This window comes from Mesorhizobium sp. 131-3-5, from assembly GCF_016756575.1.
Classification (GTDB): Bacteria; Pseudomonadota; Alphaproteobacteria; order Rhizobiales; family Rhizobiaceae; genus Mesorhizobium; species Mesorhizobium jarvisii.
The window spans coordinates 3,307,559-3,322,012 of the sequence record NZ_AP023254.1; the positions used below are offsets into that span (position 1 = coordinate 3,307,559).

Sequence of the window (14,454 nt, forward strand, 5' to 3'; positions counted from 1 at the left end):
TGAAGGTGGTGGCTCAGCCGCCATTCACCAAAGCGAGGATAAGCTTCTGCAGATTGCCGCCCGGGCCGAGTTCGACGCGGTCGAAATCGCGGCTGGCCTGGCGCTGCGCCTGCGAGAGTGCGGACAGGCGCTTGGTCATCTCGCTCCGGATCTTGCTGCATTTGGGGTCGTCGGCAACCGTCAGGCCGACGGTCGCCGCCTCGATCTTGCGCACCATGTCGACAATGGTGGCGCCATGCACCTTTTCATGGGCACTGACGCCGGCGAGAAAAACCTCCCAGTTCTTCTGGATGGCCGGCGGCAGCGGCGCGGAGGGGCTGGGCAAGGTGTAGGTGATGATCAATTTCGGCTTCGCCGACACCAGCACGCAGGCGCCGGCCCGTGCCTGATAGTCCCTGGTCCAGGTCAGCTTGAAATTGGTGTGGGCGATGGCGCGGGCGACGCCGACATTCGGCCCGTTCTCGCCGATCGAGCGATAGAGTTCCGGCCCGGACTGACCCGAAATGGCGTAGGTTTCGACCTTCTCGACCGGCTTCCATTGTGCGTGGGCGGTGACAGGCAAGGCCACCAGGGCGGCCAGCAGAAGACACAGACGAACTCTCGACACAACGCTCTCCAAACCCGGACCACACGACCTTGCCGCAACGGGCAATGTCACGGGATCGCTTTTCCTATATGCTGGTTGCGGGTGCCGCAATTGTCAGGGGGAAGTCATGAAAGCTGGATATCTTGTCGTCGCCGGTGCCGTGGCCGCATTGCAGGCCGCGCAGCCGGCGTTTGCCGCGTCGTGCAGCGGCTGGAGCGCGAAGATGGAGGAAGACGAGGGCGGCAGCGTGCTGACCGCTTCGGTCTGCGGCGGCCCGAAGGGCGACGCGTATCTGATGCTGGCCTGTTTCGACAAGCCGGTGCTGAGCTACGACCTCGGTACCAGCGGCCAGCAGATGGAGCCCGGCCTCAGCGGCGCGTTCGATTTCAAGGCTGACGGCAAGACGGTGACCAAGACCCTGCAACTGGAGGCAATGTACAATTACTTCGTGGTGGACCTGGAGAAAGCCGATCCGCTGCTCGATCTGTTGCGTGGGAAGGGCGATGTGTCTGTCGGTTCGGCCAAGTATGGTTCGAACAGTTTTGCGCTAAAGGGTTCGAAGGGGGCCATCGGCAAGGTGCTGGCGCAGTGCGGGAAGGCGAAGCCTGCCGCTGATGCGGATTGAGCGGCTACCGCATCACCCCGCCCAACCTTACCGCCGCCGCCCTCAATTCCTCATCCGAAAACCCGGAAAAGCCCAGCACCAGCCCGTGCTTCGGCGCGCCGTCGATGAACATCGCGGACAATGCCCGTGCGCCAACGCCCACCGCCTTTGCTGCTTCGACAATGGCCGTGTCCGGCCCGTTGCCCCTTAACATCGCCATCAGATGCAGCCCTTGCTCGGGCGCCGTCACATCGAGCCTGTCGCCGCAATGCGCCTGCAGGCCCGCGGCCAGCACGTCGCGCGCGGCTTGCACGCGGCGGCGCACGCGCCTGAGATGGGCGGCGAAGTGGCCTTCGTTCAACAGGTCGGTCAGCGCGCCCTCGGCCAGCGTCGAGGGGTAACGGTCGGAGCGCGCCCTGATCGCCATGACCGCATCGAGCAACGGCTCCGGCACCACGACATAGCCGATGCGCAGGCCGGGGAAGAGCACTTTGGAGAAGGTCCCGAGATAGGCGACGCGGTTCGCGCCATCCATGCCTTGCAGCGAGGTCAGCGGCGGGCCGGCATAGCGGAACTCGCTGTCGTAATCGTCCTCGATGATCCAGGCCTCGTTGCGCCGCGCCCAGTCGAGCAAGGCAAGCCGCCGGCGCATCGTCATCGTCACGCCGAGCGGATATTGATGCGAGGGCGTGACATAGGCCGCGCGCGCCTTTGGGCAGAGACGTTCGCCGATCTCGGGATCGAGCCCTTCGCTATCGACCGGCACGGCGACAATCCTGGCGCCGCTGCCGGCCAGCACTGCGTGCGCCATGGGATAGCAGGGATTTTCCAGCCACACGGCGTCGCCGGGGCGAAGTGCCGCGCGCGCCAGGAGGTCGAGCCCCTGTTGCGTGCCCGAGGTCAGCAGGATCTGGCCGGCGTCGCAGCGCACGCCGCGCGCGGTTCGTAGATACGTGGCAATCGCGGTTCGCAGCGGCAGGCCGCCGCGCGGATCGCCGTAGCGGAAATGCTCGGGGCCGGGGCGGGCGAGGTGGCGCGACAGCAGGATGCGGAACACATCAAGCGTGCGCGGGTCGGACACCGCCACGCCAAGGCCGCAAGGCAGCGAGATGGCGGCGTCGATCTCCGGCGGGCGCGCCTTGACCAGCGTTGTCGGCAAATACGGCACGTCGGGAGCGACGAAGGTGCCGGCGCCGACCTTGGCCACGGCAAAGCCTTCCGAGATCAGCATCTCGAAACAGGCGACCGCCGCCGAACGCGACAGGCCGAAGCGCTTTGCAAGGTCGCGGGTGGTCGGCAGCTTTGCGCCGGCAGCCAGCGCGCCGGTCTCGATCAGCCGCCTGAGCGCGGCGTAAAGCTCGCGGCTGCGCGGTCCGTCCCCGGGCAGAACCGGGATCAGCGCCGACCAATCCGGCGGATTGGTCTGATTTTTGTTGCTGTGATTGGTTCTTTTCTCGACCAATTCCATGGCGCATGGTTGGCAGACAACAGCCGAGGATGCAAGCCGTGAACGACGTTGCCGCCAGCTTTCCGACCACCAGCCGCAACCGGGTCAAGCGCCTGCATGAGCGCGGCAGCTACGACCATGCGGCCGTCTTCGCGGTGCTGGATGCCGGGCTGCTGTGCCACGTCGCGTACACCTTCGACGGCCAGCCCTATTGCACGCCGACCATCCACTGGCGCGAGGGTGACATGCTCTATTGGCACGGCTCGTCGGTCAGCCGCATGCTGCGCCAATTGCGCGGCGGTACGCCGGCCTGTCTCACCGTGTCGCATCTCGACGGGCTGGTGCTGGCGCGCACCGGCTTCAACCATTCGGCCAACTACCGCTCGGCGATGTGCTTCGGCACCGCGCGGATTGTTGATGAGCCGGAAGAGAAGATGAAGGCGCTGGCCGGCGTTGTCGACCGCTTCTACCCCGGCCGCAGCGAAACCTTGCGGCCCATCTCGGCGCAGGAAGCCAAGGCGACCATGGTCATCGGCATGCGCATCGAGGAGGCATCGGCCAAAGTGCGCGCCAAGGGCGTCGCCGACGACGAGGAGGATTATGGTCACCCGGTGTGGGCCGGGGTCATCCCGGTGCGGACCGTGATCGGCGCGGCCGAGCCGTGTCCGAGGCTGCTGCCCGGCATCGAGCGGCCGGGGAATCTGGCTGGGTATGCAGAAGGGGAAGGGCTGGACGCGGCGTTGATGCAGGCGCAGGCGGTGTATGAGGGCGAGGTTAGTTAGCACCTCTCCCTTCTCCCCTTGTGGGGGAAGGTGGATCGGCGCGCAGCGCCGAGACGGATGAGGGGTGTTCCAGCGGAGTGAGGCGTCGGCGTTCCCTGGAGCACCCCTCATCCGACCTCGCTTCGCTCGGCCACCTTCTCCCACAAGGGGAGAAGGGAGAGCTCACTTGCCGCCGCCACCGCCTCGCGCTATCCCGGCGCCATGATCACCTTCCGCAAGGCGCAAGCTTCCGACCTGCCGGCAATCGTCGCGATGCTCGCCGACGATCCACTGGGCGCTGCTCGCGAGGATGCCTCCTTGCCGCTGGCCCAGGGCTATCTCAATGCTTTTGCCGCGATCGATGCCGACCCCAACCAACTGCTGGCGGTGGCAGTGGACGGGGCCGAGGTGATCGGTACGTTGCAGATCACCTTTCTTGCCGGGCTGTCGCGCAAGGGCGCCTGGCGCGGGCAGATCGAGGCGGTTCGTGTCGCCAGCCATCGGCGCTCGGGCGGCATCGGCCGGCTGATGCTCGAATGGGCGATCGATCAGTGTCGGTCGCGCGGCTGCAGCCTTGTGCAGCTCACAACCGACAAGGGGCGGGCGGACGCGCACCGTTTCTATGAAAACCTTGGCTTCACCGCCAGCCATATTGGTTACAAGAAGAGCCTCTAGATGCAACTCCGTTCCGCCCCGGCGGCGACTGGCGTATAGCGGCAGGCTTTCAGGCACTATTCAAATTGCCTGACAAAGCGGATATAGGTCAGCTACATTGACCTATATGAAAATCGTCTGGGGAGGCGTGACTTGACCCTTTTGAACCTGTTGGCTTCGCGCTCGTCGCGCATGAAGGCCTCCGAAATCCGCGAGCTGCTGAAGCTGCTCGACCAGCCCGACATCATCTCCTTCGCCGGCGGCATTCCCGATCCGGCGCTGTTTCCGGCCGATGCCATCCGCGATGCCTATGCCGAGGTGCTGGGCGGCGCGGAGGCAGGGGCGGCGCTGCAATACCAGGTGTCGGAAGGTTATTTGCCGCTGCGGCGCTGGATCGCCGGGCAGATGGGCAAGCTCGGCGTCGCCTGCGACGAGGCCAACATCTTCATCACCTCCGGCTCGCAGCAGGCGCTGGATTATCTGGGCAAGCTGTTCCTGTCGCCGGGCGACACCGCGCTGGTGACATGGCCGACCTATCTCGGCGCGCTGCAGGCCTTCAACGCCTATGAGCCGCGCTATGACCGTCTGCGGCCGGAAGGCGGCAACATGACGCCGGACGCCTATCGCGCGGCGGCCGCCGCCCCCACCGGTTCTTCAAGAGGGGGCGGCAAAGTCAAGTTCGCCTATCTGGTGCCCGACTTCGCCAACCCGACCGGCAATACACTCGATCGAAAGCAGCGCGAGGCGGTGCTCGACCTCGCTGGCGAACTCGACATCGCCATGATCGAGGACGCCGCCTATCGCGCGCTGCGCTATGATGGCGAGGGCGTGCCGCCGATCCTGGCGCTCGATTGCGCGCGCTCTGGCTCTATCGACAAGGCGCGCACGCTCTATTGCGGCTCGTTCTCGAAGATCCTGTCGCCGGGCATGCGCGTCGGCTGGGTGTGCGCGCCGCGTCATGTGGTGGAAAAGCTGGTGCTGATGAAGCAGGCTTCCGACCTGCACAGCCCGTCGATCAACCAGCTGGTCATGCACCGCGTCGCCGAATCCGTGTTCGACGGCCAGGTCGACAAACTCATCGGCGCCTATCGCCAGCGCCGCGACGGCCTGCTCGGCGCGCTCGAAGCCAACATGCCGAAGGGCGTGACCTGGAGCCGGCCGGAAGGCGGCATGTTCGTCTGGGCGACGCTGCCGGAAGGGTCGGACGCCACCGAGCTTTTGGCTCGGTCGGTGAAGGAGGCGCGCGTCGCCTTCGTGCCCGGCAACGCTTTTTACGCCGACGGCACCGGACGCAACACGCTGCGGCTGTCCTTCACGCTGGCCGACCAGCGCGCCGTGGCCGAGGGCATTCCAAGGCTGGCGGCGCTGCTGAAGGGGTAGGCCGGTCAGAGAAGGCGGCATTTCTATGCCGTCACGGTGACCAGATGCTTGAGTATCGCAAGCCTGGTGCGCGCCAGTCTGCGGAGCGGTTTTTCAAAGCGTTCCTCGCCGGCCTCGACGACGAAGATCAATGTCATGAAGTCGAGCATGAACTCGTCTATTGCCGTGTCGACCGCCTGCGACTTGCCCTTGAAGCGTCGCAGCAAGGCGTTTGCTTCCTCGACGTCGCCAACCCCAGCGCTGTCGATAAGCGCTTCCAGTCTCTGAAAACAGTCCAATCGATGTCCCTCCCGCCGCGCCACGAAACTCCGGTTTGATCGGAAAGTTCCCGTCAGGAGAATTTCTCCTGAAAAGAGGTCTGCGTGGAACCTCTTTAGCCGACAGGTGTTCCTAGGTGTCTGACCCCCCGCAGACATCCGAAGGCCTTGTCAACGAGGCTTTCCAAAGCCCGCCGGTTTCCCCCTCTCCGGCGGGCTTTTCATTTGCAAAGGACCGAAGGGCGGGATTTTCGGCGACGACGCCGGAAGGCAGCGCCTGTCAGTAGCCTGCGCCCGCCCGCATTGACGGCGCCCCAAGCGAATTTAGATTTGGAACATTGCGAGGAGGAATTTTCGTGGAAACCCAGGAACTGCATCGCGGCCGGCTCATCGACCACATCCAGCTGGTGGTGAGGGATCTCGCCGCCAGCCGGCGTTTCTACGAGGCGGTCTTGCAGGTGCTCGGCGTGCCGATCGGCGGGACCGGCGAGGATTATTTCTGGTCCGATGAGCTGTTCATCTCCAGCGCCGACAGCCGGGCAGCACTGGGAAAGCTCACCGGCCGTCACCATCTGGCCTTCCAGGCCAGGGACCACGCGATGGTCGATGCCTTCTACAAGGCCGGGCTGGCGGCCGGCGGCACGGACAATGGCGCGCCGGGCGAGCGGCCCTATCATCCCGGCTATTACGCCGCCTTCCTGCTCGACCCCGACGGCAATAACATCGAGGCCGTCCATCACGGTGCGCACGCGCGCAGTGCCGCTTCGGTGAAGATCACCTTCTAGAGACGGTGCACGAACGGCGCGGCTCGCGAAGCATCGTCATTCCCGCAGGGCACGCATTTCCGTTTCAATCCGTCGAGCCGCACGGCGGTTCAGGATGATGACCAAAACAAGGAAGGCAAAGGTCGACCCGCCTCCGACCAGCGCGAAGATCGGGCGCGCGGGATTTGTCGCCCATGATCCGAGATAGATCATGACGAACCCCGGCACTATTGGCCCGACATACCAAAGCCAGGCGGATCTCAGCAGGTCGCGCTCATGAGCCAAGCGCTGTTGCAGATGGCCCATTCCACTTGTCGCAAGATCGAATCCGGCACGTGTGCTCTTGCGGAAGATATTCAAGCCCACCAACAGGAGGCCGAGCACCAGCGTTGCAAATCCTGACGCCATGATCCATTCCGCCGACGAGTCGGCTGCCAAGAATGTCACTGCACTGGTGACGAGCAGAAAGGCGGCGGCCATGCCTGCGGAGACATATTCCAAAGTGTTGCGGCGCTTGGTGGTTCGGCTCAAAGCGGCATGTCGCGCCTTGATGTCTTCGAGATTTATGGCCGAGGTCATAACAGGTTGTTCCTTCCAGGAAGATTGTGACCGGTTAATCATCGTACTGCCTCCAGAACGACCTGGCCGGCCAGAACGCGCTTGATGCGGCTGATACGCGTCGCCACCGCGCCGGCCGAGAGACCGGAAACCTCCGCGATGGTCGCGGCATCCTCCTCCTCCAGGTAGAGGATCATCACCTGCCGATCGATCGGCTGCAGGCGGTGGAGCATTGCGTGGATCCGGGCCAGCGCAAGCCGGTCGGATACCTCCGTCTCCGGGGAGGGATTCGGGTCAGCGGCGATCTCCGCCGCCGGGTGATCGAGGCCGATCATTCCTTTCAGGCGTCGGGCTCGCCCGATATGATCGGCAGCGACATTGTGTGCCACACGGTAGACCCAGGTGCGCAGCGAGCAGCGCTCATCGAAAGACGTCAGGCTGCGCCAGACCTGCAGATGGATATCCTGCAACAGGTCCTGCCGCTCGATAGGGTTTGCTTCGTATCCAACTGCCAGACGAGCCAACGCGGGACCTAGCTGATCCACCGCCTGGATGTAGAGCCGGTCGACATCCGGTGGCGCGGCCGCTTCGGCACCGCCCCTCTCGTTTTGGTAAAGCATGGTCATGTCAAGGTAGTCGTACCCAAACGAAATTTCTTACAGACCAACCGAAGACTGCGCCGAACCTTCGACGCACTGGCGCACCAGCACCAATTCGAAGCACTGACCAGGTGGCCTTCCTTTTGTCCGACATCCTCGATACGAGATGGAAACCCAGCCGCGGAGTTCCATGGATACATCGCCCGAAACCGTGCCGTTTTTCAGCCAGTGGGAAACGCCTGACATGACGCTGGCCGTGCTCGCCGATGGCGCTGATGTGGCGCTGCGGCGCGATCCGCTGTGGCGGGGGTCGGGAGCGGAAACACCAGACGAATATGCGGTCTGGGCCGCCAACATCTGCGGCATGGCGTGCCTGAAAATGATCCTGGCCACGCGCGGCGAGATCGTGCCGACGATCGACTTGGCGAGACGCTGCACCCGATATGGCGGCTATGTCGTCAACGAAGGCTCGATCAGGGGCCTGATCTACGCGCCCTTCGTCACTTTCGTGAAGGCGGAGTTCGGCCTGGAGGCGCAGGTGATGACCAATGTCGCGACGTCGGACATTCCGGCGATCCTCGCCCGCTCACGCTTCTTCATCGCCTCGGTCAGCAGTTCGATCCGCTGGCCCGAGCGCGAGCCGCCGTCGAAGGGCGGCCATCTGGTGCTGGTGACGGCGGCGTCGGATGATGGTTTTCGCTTCCACAACCCATCCGGCCATACCAGCGCCACACAGGCCAACGCAGTGTTATCGCCAGCCGATTTCGATCGTTTCTTTGCCAATCGCGGCATTGCCGTCACCATTTGATTTCTAAGGGGTTTCAATGACTAAAAAGACCAGGGTCGCCATCCTCTATGGCGGGCGCTCGGCCGAGCATGACGTGTCGCGGCTGTCGGCGGCCAATGTGCTGAAGGCGATCGACCGGACGCGCTACCAGGTGGTGCCGATCGCCATTTCCAGGGATGGCAGATGGCGGCTGCAGCCTTCGTCCGAGGCCGGCGCCGACGGGGCAGGGGCTCCGGTGTCTGAGGATGGCGTGGAGGTAGCCCTGCTGCCAGGCGGCAAGGGCCGGCTGGTGGCTCTCACCGAGAGCGGCGAACAGCCTGACCCTGTCGATGTCGTCTTTCCCGTGCTGCATGGGCCGTTCGGCGAGGACGGTTCGGTGCAAGGCTATGCCGAGGTTGCCGATGTCGCCTATGTCGGCTGCGGCGTCCTGGCTTCCGCCGCCGCCATGGACAAGGATGTCGCCAAGCGGCTGCTACGCGAGGCAGGGCTTGCCGTTGCCCGCTCGGTCACCGTGCTGAGAGGCGAGGTCGGTCCGTTCCAGGAGATTGCCGGGGCGCTTGGGCTGCCCTTCTTCGCCAAGCCGGCGCGCCAGGGCTCGTCCTTCGGGGTGAGCAAGGTGCATGACAGGGATGGCTTCGAACAGGCCGTCGAAACGGCTTTGCGCTATGACAGCAAGGCGCTGATCGAGGAGTTCGTCGACGGCCGCGAGCTCGAGTGTTCGGTGCTGGAGCGGGCCGACGGTTCGCTGACGGTTTCGCCGCCCGGCGAGATCATTCCGGCCGACAAGCATGGGTTCTACACCTATGAAGCGAAGTATTTCGACGCCGACGGCGCGCTGGTCAAGGTGCCCGCCGATGTCCCGGCGGATGTCGTTGCCAGGACGAGCGAGATGGCCGCGCGGGCTTTTCGGGCGCTCGGCTGCGAGGCCATGGCGCGCGTCGACTTCTTCCTGCGCGCCGACGGTTCGCTGCTGGTCAACGAGGTTAACACGCTGCCCGGCTTCACCGACATCTCGATGTACGCCAAGGCGCTGGCGGCGATCGGCATCGGCTACAGCCAGGTGATCGACGTGCTGATCGAGCACGCGCTGGCCAGGCATGCGGCGCGCTGATCGGCTCTGTTCAGCGTCACGCCACGCTTGCCGCCGGCCTTGGCCCGAGCATCCCGATGGGCGGATAAAGGCACTTCTCTCCATTGTCTCGGCCGTAGGGAACATACTGACCCGCCCGGAATTGAAGGGTAACCAGCGGTCTGCCGGCAAATGTTGCACGCCGGCTCAATATGTCAGACCATGGCCGCTGGCAGGGGGAGAGACATCAAGTGGCGGCCAATCGTCGAAACGGGACGGCGTCCGAGGCGCATGGGCTGGACGATATTCTTGCGGCTGCCGCGCCCCATCCGCGAACCGCGTTGCCCAATGTGGCCACCACCGTCACAACGGTGGCGGCGCTGTATTTCGGCCGCGAGGTGTTTCTGCCGATCGCGATCGCCCTGCTTTTGACGTTCGCGCTGGCGCCGTTTGTCTCGGCGCTCAAACGGGTCGGCATTCCCCGCATCGCCGCCGTCATCGCCAGCGTGCTCAGCGCCTTCGCGGCACTTGCCTTGTTCAGCTTCGTCGTCGCCACGCAGGTCAGCGAACTGGCGCAGAACATTCCGGTCTACCAGACCAACATCCTGGCCAAGATCCGCTCGCTCAAGGAAACCGGCGTCGGCGGCGGTATCATCGCCAGATTGAGCAGCGTGGTCGAGCGTGTCGGCCAGGAGATCGACCGGCAGGACGCCACATTGCCGGCCGCCACCGCGGACAAGCCGCCGCGCGAGCCGGTGCCGGTCGAGATCGTGGCGCGCGAAAGGCCGCTCGAAGTCCTGCAGAACATCGTCGGCCCGCTGATCAGTCCGCTCGGATCGGCGGGTCTGATCATCGTCGTCGTCATCTTCATGCTGCTCGAACGGGAGGATTTGCGCGACCGCTTCATCAGGCTTGTCGGCTATGGTGACCTTCACCGCACCACCGAGGCGCTTCAGGATGCAGCCAAGCGGGTGGGCCGCTACCTGCTCATGCAACTGGTCGTCAACATCGTCTACGCCATACCGATTGCGATCGGGCTGTGGATCCTCGGCATTCCCAATGCGCTGTTGTGGGGGATGCTGGCGCTGGCATTGCGGTTCGTTCCCTATATCGGTCCGGCCATCGGCATGCTTTTGCCGCTGTTCCTGGCGCTGGCCGTGGCGCCCGGCTGGTCGCTGGTGTTGTGGACTGCTGCCCTGTTCGTGGTGATGGAACTGGTCACCGGCAATGTAGTCGAGCCCTGGCTGTACGGCTCGCGAACCGGACTGTCGCCGTTGGCGATCATCGTTGCTGCCATCTTCTGGACGTGGCTGTGGGGGCCGCTCGGCCTCGTTCTGTCGACGCCGCTCACCGTCTGCCTCGTGGTGCTGGGCAGGCACGTGCCGCAGTTTGAATTCCTCGACGTGCTGTTCGGCAACGAGCCGGTGCTGGAACCGCATGCTCGGCTCTACCAGCGGCTGCTGGCCGGCGACCCGGACGAAGCCACCGATCATGCCGAGGAAATGCTCGAGGAGAAATATCTGGTCGAATTCTACGACAAGGTGGCCATTCCGGCCCTGCTGCTGGGTGAGCGCGACCGAGTGCGCGGCGTCATGGGCGACCTGCAGCGACGGCAGGTGGCGGCCAGTGCGCTCGCGCTGGTGGCCAATCTCGAAGACGATGCCAAGGAGGAAGCGGCCGAGGACGAAAGCCCGGAAGCGGGCGAGCCCGGCGATGCCGCCGACGAGGACGAGGCCGAACTGCCCGACGGCACCGGCATGTCGCTGCTTTGCGCCGGCGGGCGCGGCGAGCTCGACGATGCCGCCGCGGCGATGCTGGCGCAGGTGCTGGAGGTCCAGGGGGCGACCGCGTCGAAGGCGGGATTTGCCGACATGGAACCTGCCAGCATTCGCCGCCTCGAGCTCGAAACCATCGACACAGTGGTGGTCGGCTTCCTCAACCGCGATTCCGTCAAGCACGCCCGCTTCCTGGTCCGCCGGCTGAAGCGCGCGAAGGCGGCACTACGGGTGGGCATCGTGTTCTGGTCGGAGACCGGCAACGGAGACAAGGAAGCCGCCGACAAGCTCGCCCAGGACATCAACGCGGATTTCGTCGCCCACGGCATGGTCGACGCGGTGACCGGCGCGCTGTCGAACGAGCCGCCGGTGGCGCTGAAGCTCGTCGCCAAACGGCGCATGCGCCGGCCGCGCGCCGCGCCAAGGAAGGTGCCGGCCGCGGCGGCAAGCTAGGGGTGAAAACCGATAGTTGCGAGCGCGCTGGTTCGGCCCAGGCGGACCCTGCCGGCAAAGACGCTCACGACGGCTTTGCGCGGCATCCCGTCGCCCAGCGGATCATATTCCGGCGATCGGCAGCTCGACCGTGACATTCGGCCGGCGCAACGACCTTTCGCAGCCGCGTATCGGGATGCCTTTCACCGAAAACGTACGCCGCAAGGTCCCGTCCGACTTCAGAAGCCGATATTCCGATCTCAGTTGCGCATCGCGGCTGAAGCCAAGCGGACTGCTCGGGTCCGGCTTGACGATACTGCGAGTTTCATCCTGGTAGTCGGCGATCCCTTCAAGGAGCGCCTTGATTGTCGCGGCAATCTCCGTGCGATCCTCGGGGCGCTCGATCACGGCATCCAGCAGTTCGCCAAGCTTGCGCAACGGCACCTGACGGTCCTGGTTCGCATCGCCATTGCGATAGGCAATCTCGACATCGACCAGGCTGAGAACGGAAACGAACTCTTCCTTGAGCAGGAAAATTCCGACATTCACAGGCTGCGCCGTCGGGTTATGCGCCGTCTTTTCCCTGACGCTCTCGGTTTGCTCGTCAGTCTGGGTGTCCTCTCTCCCGGTTTCTATGCTCTGCTTGCGGGAACGGTTCGTCTCGGACACTTGGGAATCGATGGCGGATGTGGTCGATTCCGCAAAATCCTGTCGAACCTCATTGGTCGATCCGCGCGCATGAACCCGGGCGTCCGCGCTGCCTCCGCCGATTTCGACCGAAGCCTCCCCATGGAAACTCCCTTCGAATCCATAATCATAGTTGTTCGTGCCGGACCTTTTGTCGGCGGTATCCTTGAGCTGCTTGTTGAAATTATCTTTCGCTTCCCGGTCCTGACTGTCCAACACGGTGGAGGTCAGCTCGTTGCTCGTCGATGTTCTCTTCTTGATGATCACCTTGTAGGTCATCGAGCCGCCGGGCGACAGGCTGATGGAGTCGACCAGATCATCCCGTGCCAGGTCTCCGCGAAAGCTAGCAAGCTGATATTGCTCGACCAGGAAGAGCTGTGGCCGAAGGTCCTCCGGCGCGGGTATGCCGCCCTGCGTAAACGGAACACGCGCCTCCCTGAGCTTCGCCTGAAGCGGAGCCAGCGACATTTGAAAGAAATTGGCCTGGAGAGCCATGTAATTCTGAATCATGCCCGGCTTGATCACTGGAGGTTGTTGGCCAATGACAGCCGGAGGCATGGGGACATTGAGGCCGGGCAGGTCGACGGTTTCTCTGAACGCGGCTGAAGCGCGGAAGATTGCTGGCATCGAAAACCCGAATGGGGTTGTGTCCGGGCCCGGTTCGAATCCGAGCAGCAGGAAGGCCTTCAGCAGTCCGTTCTCGGTCTTCAGGTCTACCGGCGGGATGCCCATCGGATCGGGATTCGGTGCCGCGTTACCGCCCGAGAATCCCACGAAAACATCTCGTTTCAGGCCGAGCGAGATGAACACCGGCTCCGGCCGGAAAGGTACGGAATCCTCGGGGTTGACTTGCACCGATACACTCGGGCCGAGTTGCGTTTCGGCTGCGCCTGGGTCAATTGTCGTTTGCTCGTTTGGCATGGTCCGTCGCCCCTCCTGTTAACGGGATTCACAAAGCTGCAAAGTTAAATAAACTCGAACATATCTTGTGGGCATATCGATGCGCCTCTGAGACAATATGCCGTGGACTCTTTATACTATATCAGCTGCATTCTTGTCGCCTGTTTCCTCCGAGTGACCTGCTGGCGATGATAGAAGGGCGATTGGAATCTGATCGACACCTGCTTCAACCTTGACGTCAGCTACTGTAGGTCGGTGCTTTTGCCCTTGATGCCGAGCTCGGCAGGATGAGAACTCATGATGCATGACGATCAGGTGGATATCGACATCGATATCGCCCGCCAGATGATCCGCGATCAGTTTCCCCAGTATCGTCATGACGACGTCACCTCGGTCGGATCGTCGGGAACCGTCAACGCCATCTTCCGCATTGGCTCAAAGAGCGCTGCGCGGTTCCCGCTGCGGGCGATGAAGCCGACCGAATGCGCCGATATGCTTCGATCGGAGGCCGCCGCCATGGTCGAGATTGGACAGCATTGCCTGTTTCCTACGCCGCAACCGATTGGGCTCGGCCAGCCCGGTCCTCGATATCCAATGCCATGGGCAGTGCAAACGTGGATCGAAGGCGAGGTTGCCACGCCGAACGGGCTCAGTGGATCGGCGATTTTCGCCCTCGACCTTGCAAGCCTCGTGGCGTCGTTGCGCCAGGCGGACACACGGGGCCGACGCTTCGACGGGCAAGGGCGTGGCGGACATCTCCCCGATCATGACGATTGGATGGCTGTCTGCTTTGAAAACAGCGAGGGCCTTCTCGATGTGGCTCGACTGCGCGATCTGTGGGCCCGGTTGCGGGAGTTGCCCGCCGCTGAGCCCGTCGTGATGAGCCACAAGGACCTTATCCCGCCAAACCTTGTCGTGCAGGGCGAGCGTCTTGTCGGCGTGCTTGATGGTGGCAGTTTCGGGCCGACCGATCCGTCGCTGGATCTGGCGGTCGCGTGGCATCTTCTCGACCGCGAGCGAAGGGCGACCTTTCGGAGCGGCCTTCAAGTCGAGGACCTCTTATGGAAGCGCGGTGCTGCCTGGGCGTTCCAGCAGGCCATGGGCCTCGTCTGGTATTACCGTCGCACCAACCCCGCCATGAGTGCGCTGGGGCGCAGCACGCTGTCTCGCATTCTCGACGATCCTGACATCTGA

General features: G+C 63.9%; 15 protein-coding genes. 9 read left to right on the top strand and 6 right to left on the bottom strand.

What is annotated here, in order from left to right; genetic code table 11:
• Nucleotides 1-13: 13 nt before the first annotated feature.
• Nucleotides 14-607, bottom strand: coding sequence for a DUF922 domain-containing Zn-dependent protease (locus tag JG747_RS16180; RefSeq protein WP_244748411.1), 594 nt, complete (start codon nucleotides 605-607; stop codon nucleotides 14-16).
• 139 nt (nucleotides 608-746) lie between these two features.
• On the opposite strand from JG747_RS16180, the gene JG747_RS16185 reads away from it, so the two are divergent.
• A complete protein-coding gene (locus JG747_RS16185) occupies nucleotides 747-1,211 on the top strand; it encodes a hypothetical protein (protein ID WP_244748412.1) in 465 nt (154 codons plus the stop codon).
• 4 nt (nucleotides 1,212-1,215) lie between these two features.
• Here the strand turns inward: JG747_RS16185 and pdxR are convergent, their stop codons facing one another.
• On the bottom strand, nucleotides 1,216-2,658 hold the full coding sequence (pdxR, locus tag JG747_RS16190; RefSeq protein WP_202362201.1) for a MocR-like pyridoxine biosynthesis transcription factor PdxR: 1,443 nt from the start codon (nucleotides 2,656-2,658) through the stop codon (nucleotides 1,216-1,218).
• A 5-nt stretch (nucleotides 2,659-2,663) separates the two neighbouring features.
• Between pdxR and JG747_RS16195 the strand changes: the two genes are divergently transcribed.
• The 3 genes from JG747_RS16195 to JG747_RS16205 all read left to right on the top strand — a co-directional run bounded on the left by JG747_RS16195 (nucleotide 2,664) and on the right by JG747_RS16205 (nucleotide 5,432).
• Nucleotides 2,664-3,419, top strand: a complete 756-nt coding sequence (locus JG747_RS16195; protein ID WP_202362202.1) for a pyridoxamine 5'-phosphate oxidase family protein — start codon at nucleotides 2,664-2,666, stop codon at nucleotides 3,417-3,419.
• Nucleotides 3,420-3,620: 201 nt separating this feature from the next.
• Entirely contained in the window at nucleotides 3,621-4,073 is a 453-nt protein-coding gene (locus JG747_RS16200) for a GNAT family N-acetyltransferase (protein WP_202362203.1), read from the top strand.
• Nucleotides 4,074-4,244: 171 nt separating this feature from the next.
• Nucleotides 4,245-5,432 carry an aminotransferase-like domain-containing protein gene (locus JG747_RS16205; RefSeq protein WP_202362300.1) on the top strand — a complete coding sequence of 396 codons (1,188 nt, stop codon included), beginning with the start codon at nucleotides 4,245-4,247 and terminating at the stop codon, nucleotides 5,430-5,432.
• Nucleotides 5,433-5,455: 23 nt separating this feature from the next.
• On the opposite strand, the gene JG747_RS16210 is transcribed toward JG747_RS16205, so the two are convergent.
• Entirely contained in the window at nucleotides 5,456-5,710 is a 255-nt protein-coding gene (locus JG747_RS16210; protein WP_223217710.1) for a hypothetical protein, read from the bottom strand.
• Between the two features lie 335 nt (nucleotides 5,711-6,045).
• Here JG747_RS16210 and JG747_RS16215 point away from each other — a divergent pair, with 335 nt between their 5' ends.
• A complete protein-coding gene (locus tag JG747_RS16215; RefSeq protein ID WP_019859327.1) occupies nucleotides 6,046-6,474 on the top strand; it encodes a VOC family protein in 429 nt (142 codons plus the stop codon).
• Between the two features lie 36 nt (nucleotides 6,475-6,510).
• On the opposite strand, the gene JG747_RS16220 is transcribed toward JG747_RS16215, so the two are convergent.
• Together JG747_RS16220 and JG747_RS16225 are read right to left on the bottom strand one after the other, a co-directional pair.
• The gene (locus JG747_RS16220; protein ID WP_202362204.1) at nucleotides 6,511-7,032 is read right to left on the bottom strand and encodes a hypothetical protein; all 522 of its coding nucleotides are present in this window, start codon (nucleotides 7,030-7,032) and stop codon (nucleotides 6,511-6,513) included.
• Nucleotides 7,033-7,070: 38 nt separating this feature from the next.
• A complete protein-coding gene (locus tag JG747_RS16225) occupies nucleotides 7,071-7,637 on the bottom strand; it encodes an RNA polymerase sigma factor (RefSeq protein WP_064981794.1) in 567 nt (188 codons plus the stop codon).
• Between the two features lie 163 nt (nucleotides 7,638-7,800).
• Between JG747_RS16225 and JG747_RS16230 the strand changes: the two genes are divergently transcribed.
• The 3 genes from JG747_RS16230 to JG747_RS16240 all read left to right on the top strand — a co-directional run bounded on the left by JG747_RS16230 (nucleotide 7,801) and on the right by JG747_RS16240 (nucleotide 11,694).
• Nucleotides 7,801-8,418: a C39 family peptidase gene (locus tag JG747_RS16230; RefSeq protein ID WP_064981792.1), complete on the top strand. Its 618-nt coding sequence runs from the start codon at nucleotides 7,801-7,803 to the stop codon at nucleotides 8,416-8,418.
• 16 nt (nucleotides 8,419-8,434) lie between these two features.
• Nucleotides 8,435-9,508 carry a D-alanine--D-alanine ligase family protein gene (locus JG747_RS16235; protein WP_202362205.1) on the top strand — a complete coding sequence of 358 codons (1,074 nt, stop codon included), beginning with the start codon at nucleotides 8,435-8,437 and terminating at the stop codon, nucleotides 9,506-9,508.
• 209 nt (nucleotides 9,509-9,717) lie between these two features.
• A complete protein-coding gene (locus JG747_RS16240; RefSeq protein ID WP_064981787.1) occupies nucleotides 9,718-11,694 on the top strand; it encodes an AI-2E family transporter in 1,977 nt (658 codons plus the stop codon).
• A 102-nt stretch (nucleotides 11,695-11,796) separates the two neighbouring features.
• On the opposite strand, the gene JG747_RS16245 is transcribed toward JG747_RS16240, so the two are convergent.
• Nucleotides 11,797-13,281 (bottom strand): hypothetical protein, encoded by a 1,485-nt coding sequence (locus tag JG747_RS16245; protein WP_141700955.1) that lies wholly within the window; start codon nucleotides 13,279-13,281, stop codon nucleotides 11,797-11,799.
• 276 nt (nucleotides 13,282-13,557) lie between these two features.
• On the opposite strand from JG747_RS16245, the gene JG747_RS16250 reads away from it, so the two are divergent.
• Nucleotides 13,558-14,454 carry an aminoglycoside phosphotransferase family protein gene (locus tag JG747_RS16250; protein WP_202362206.1) on the top strand — a complete coding sequence of 299 codons (897 nt, stop codon included), beginning with the start codon at nucleotides 13,558-13,560 and terminating at the stop codon, nucleotides 14,452-14,454.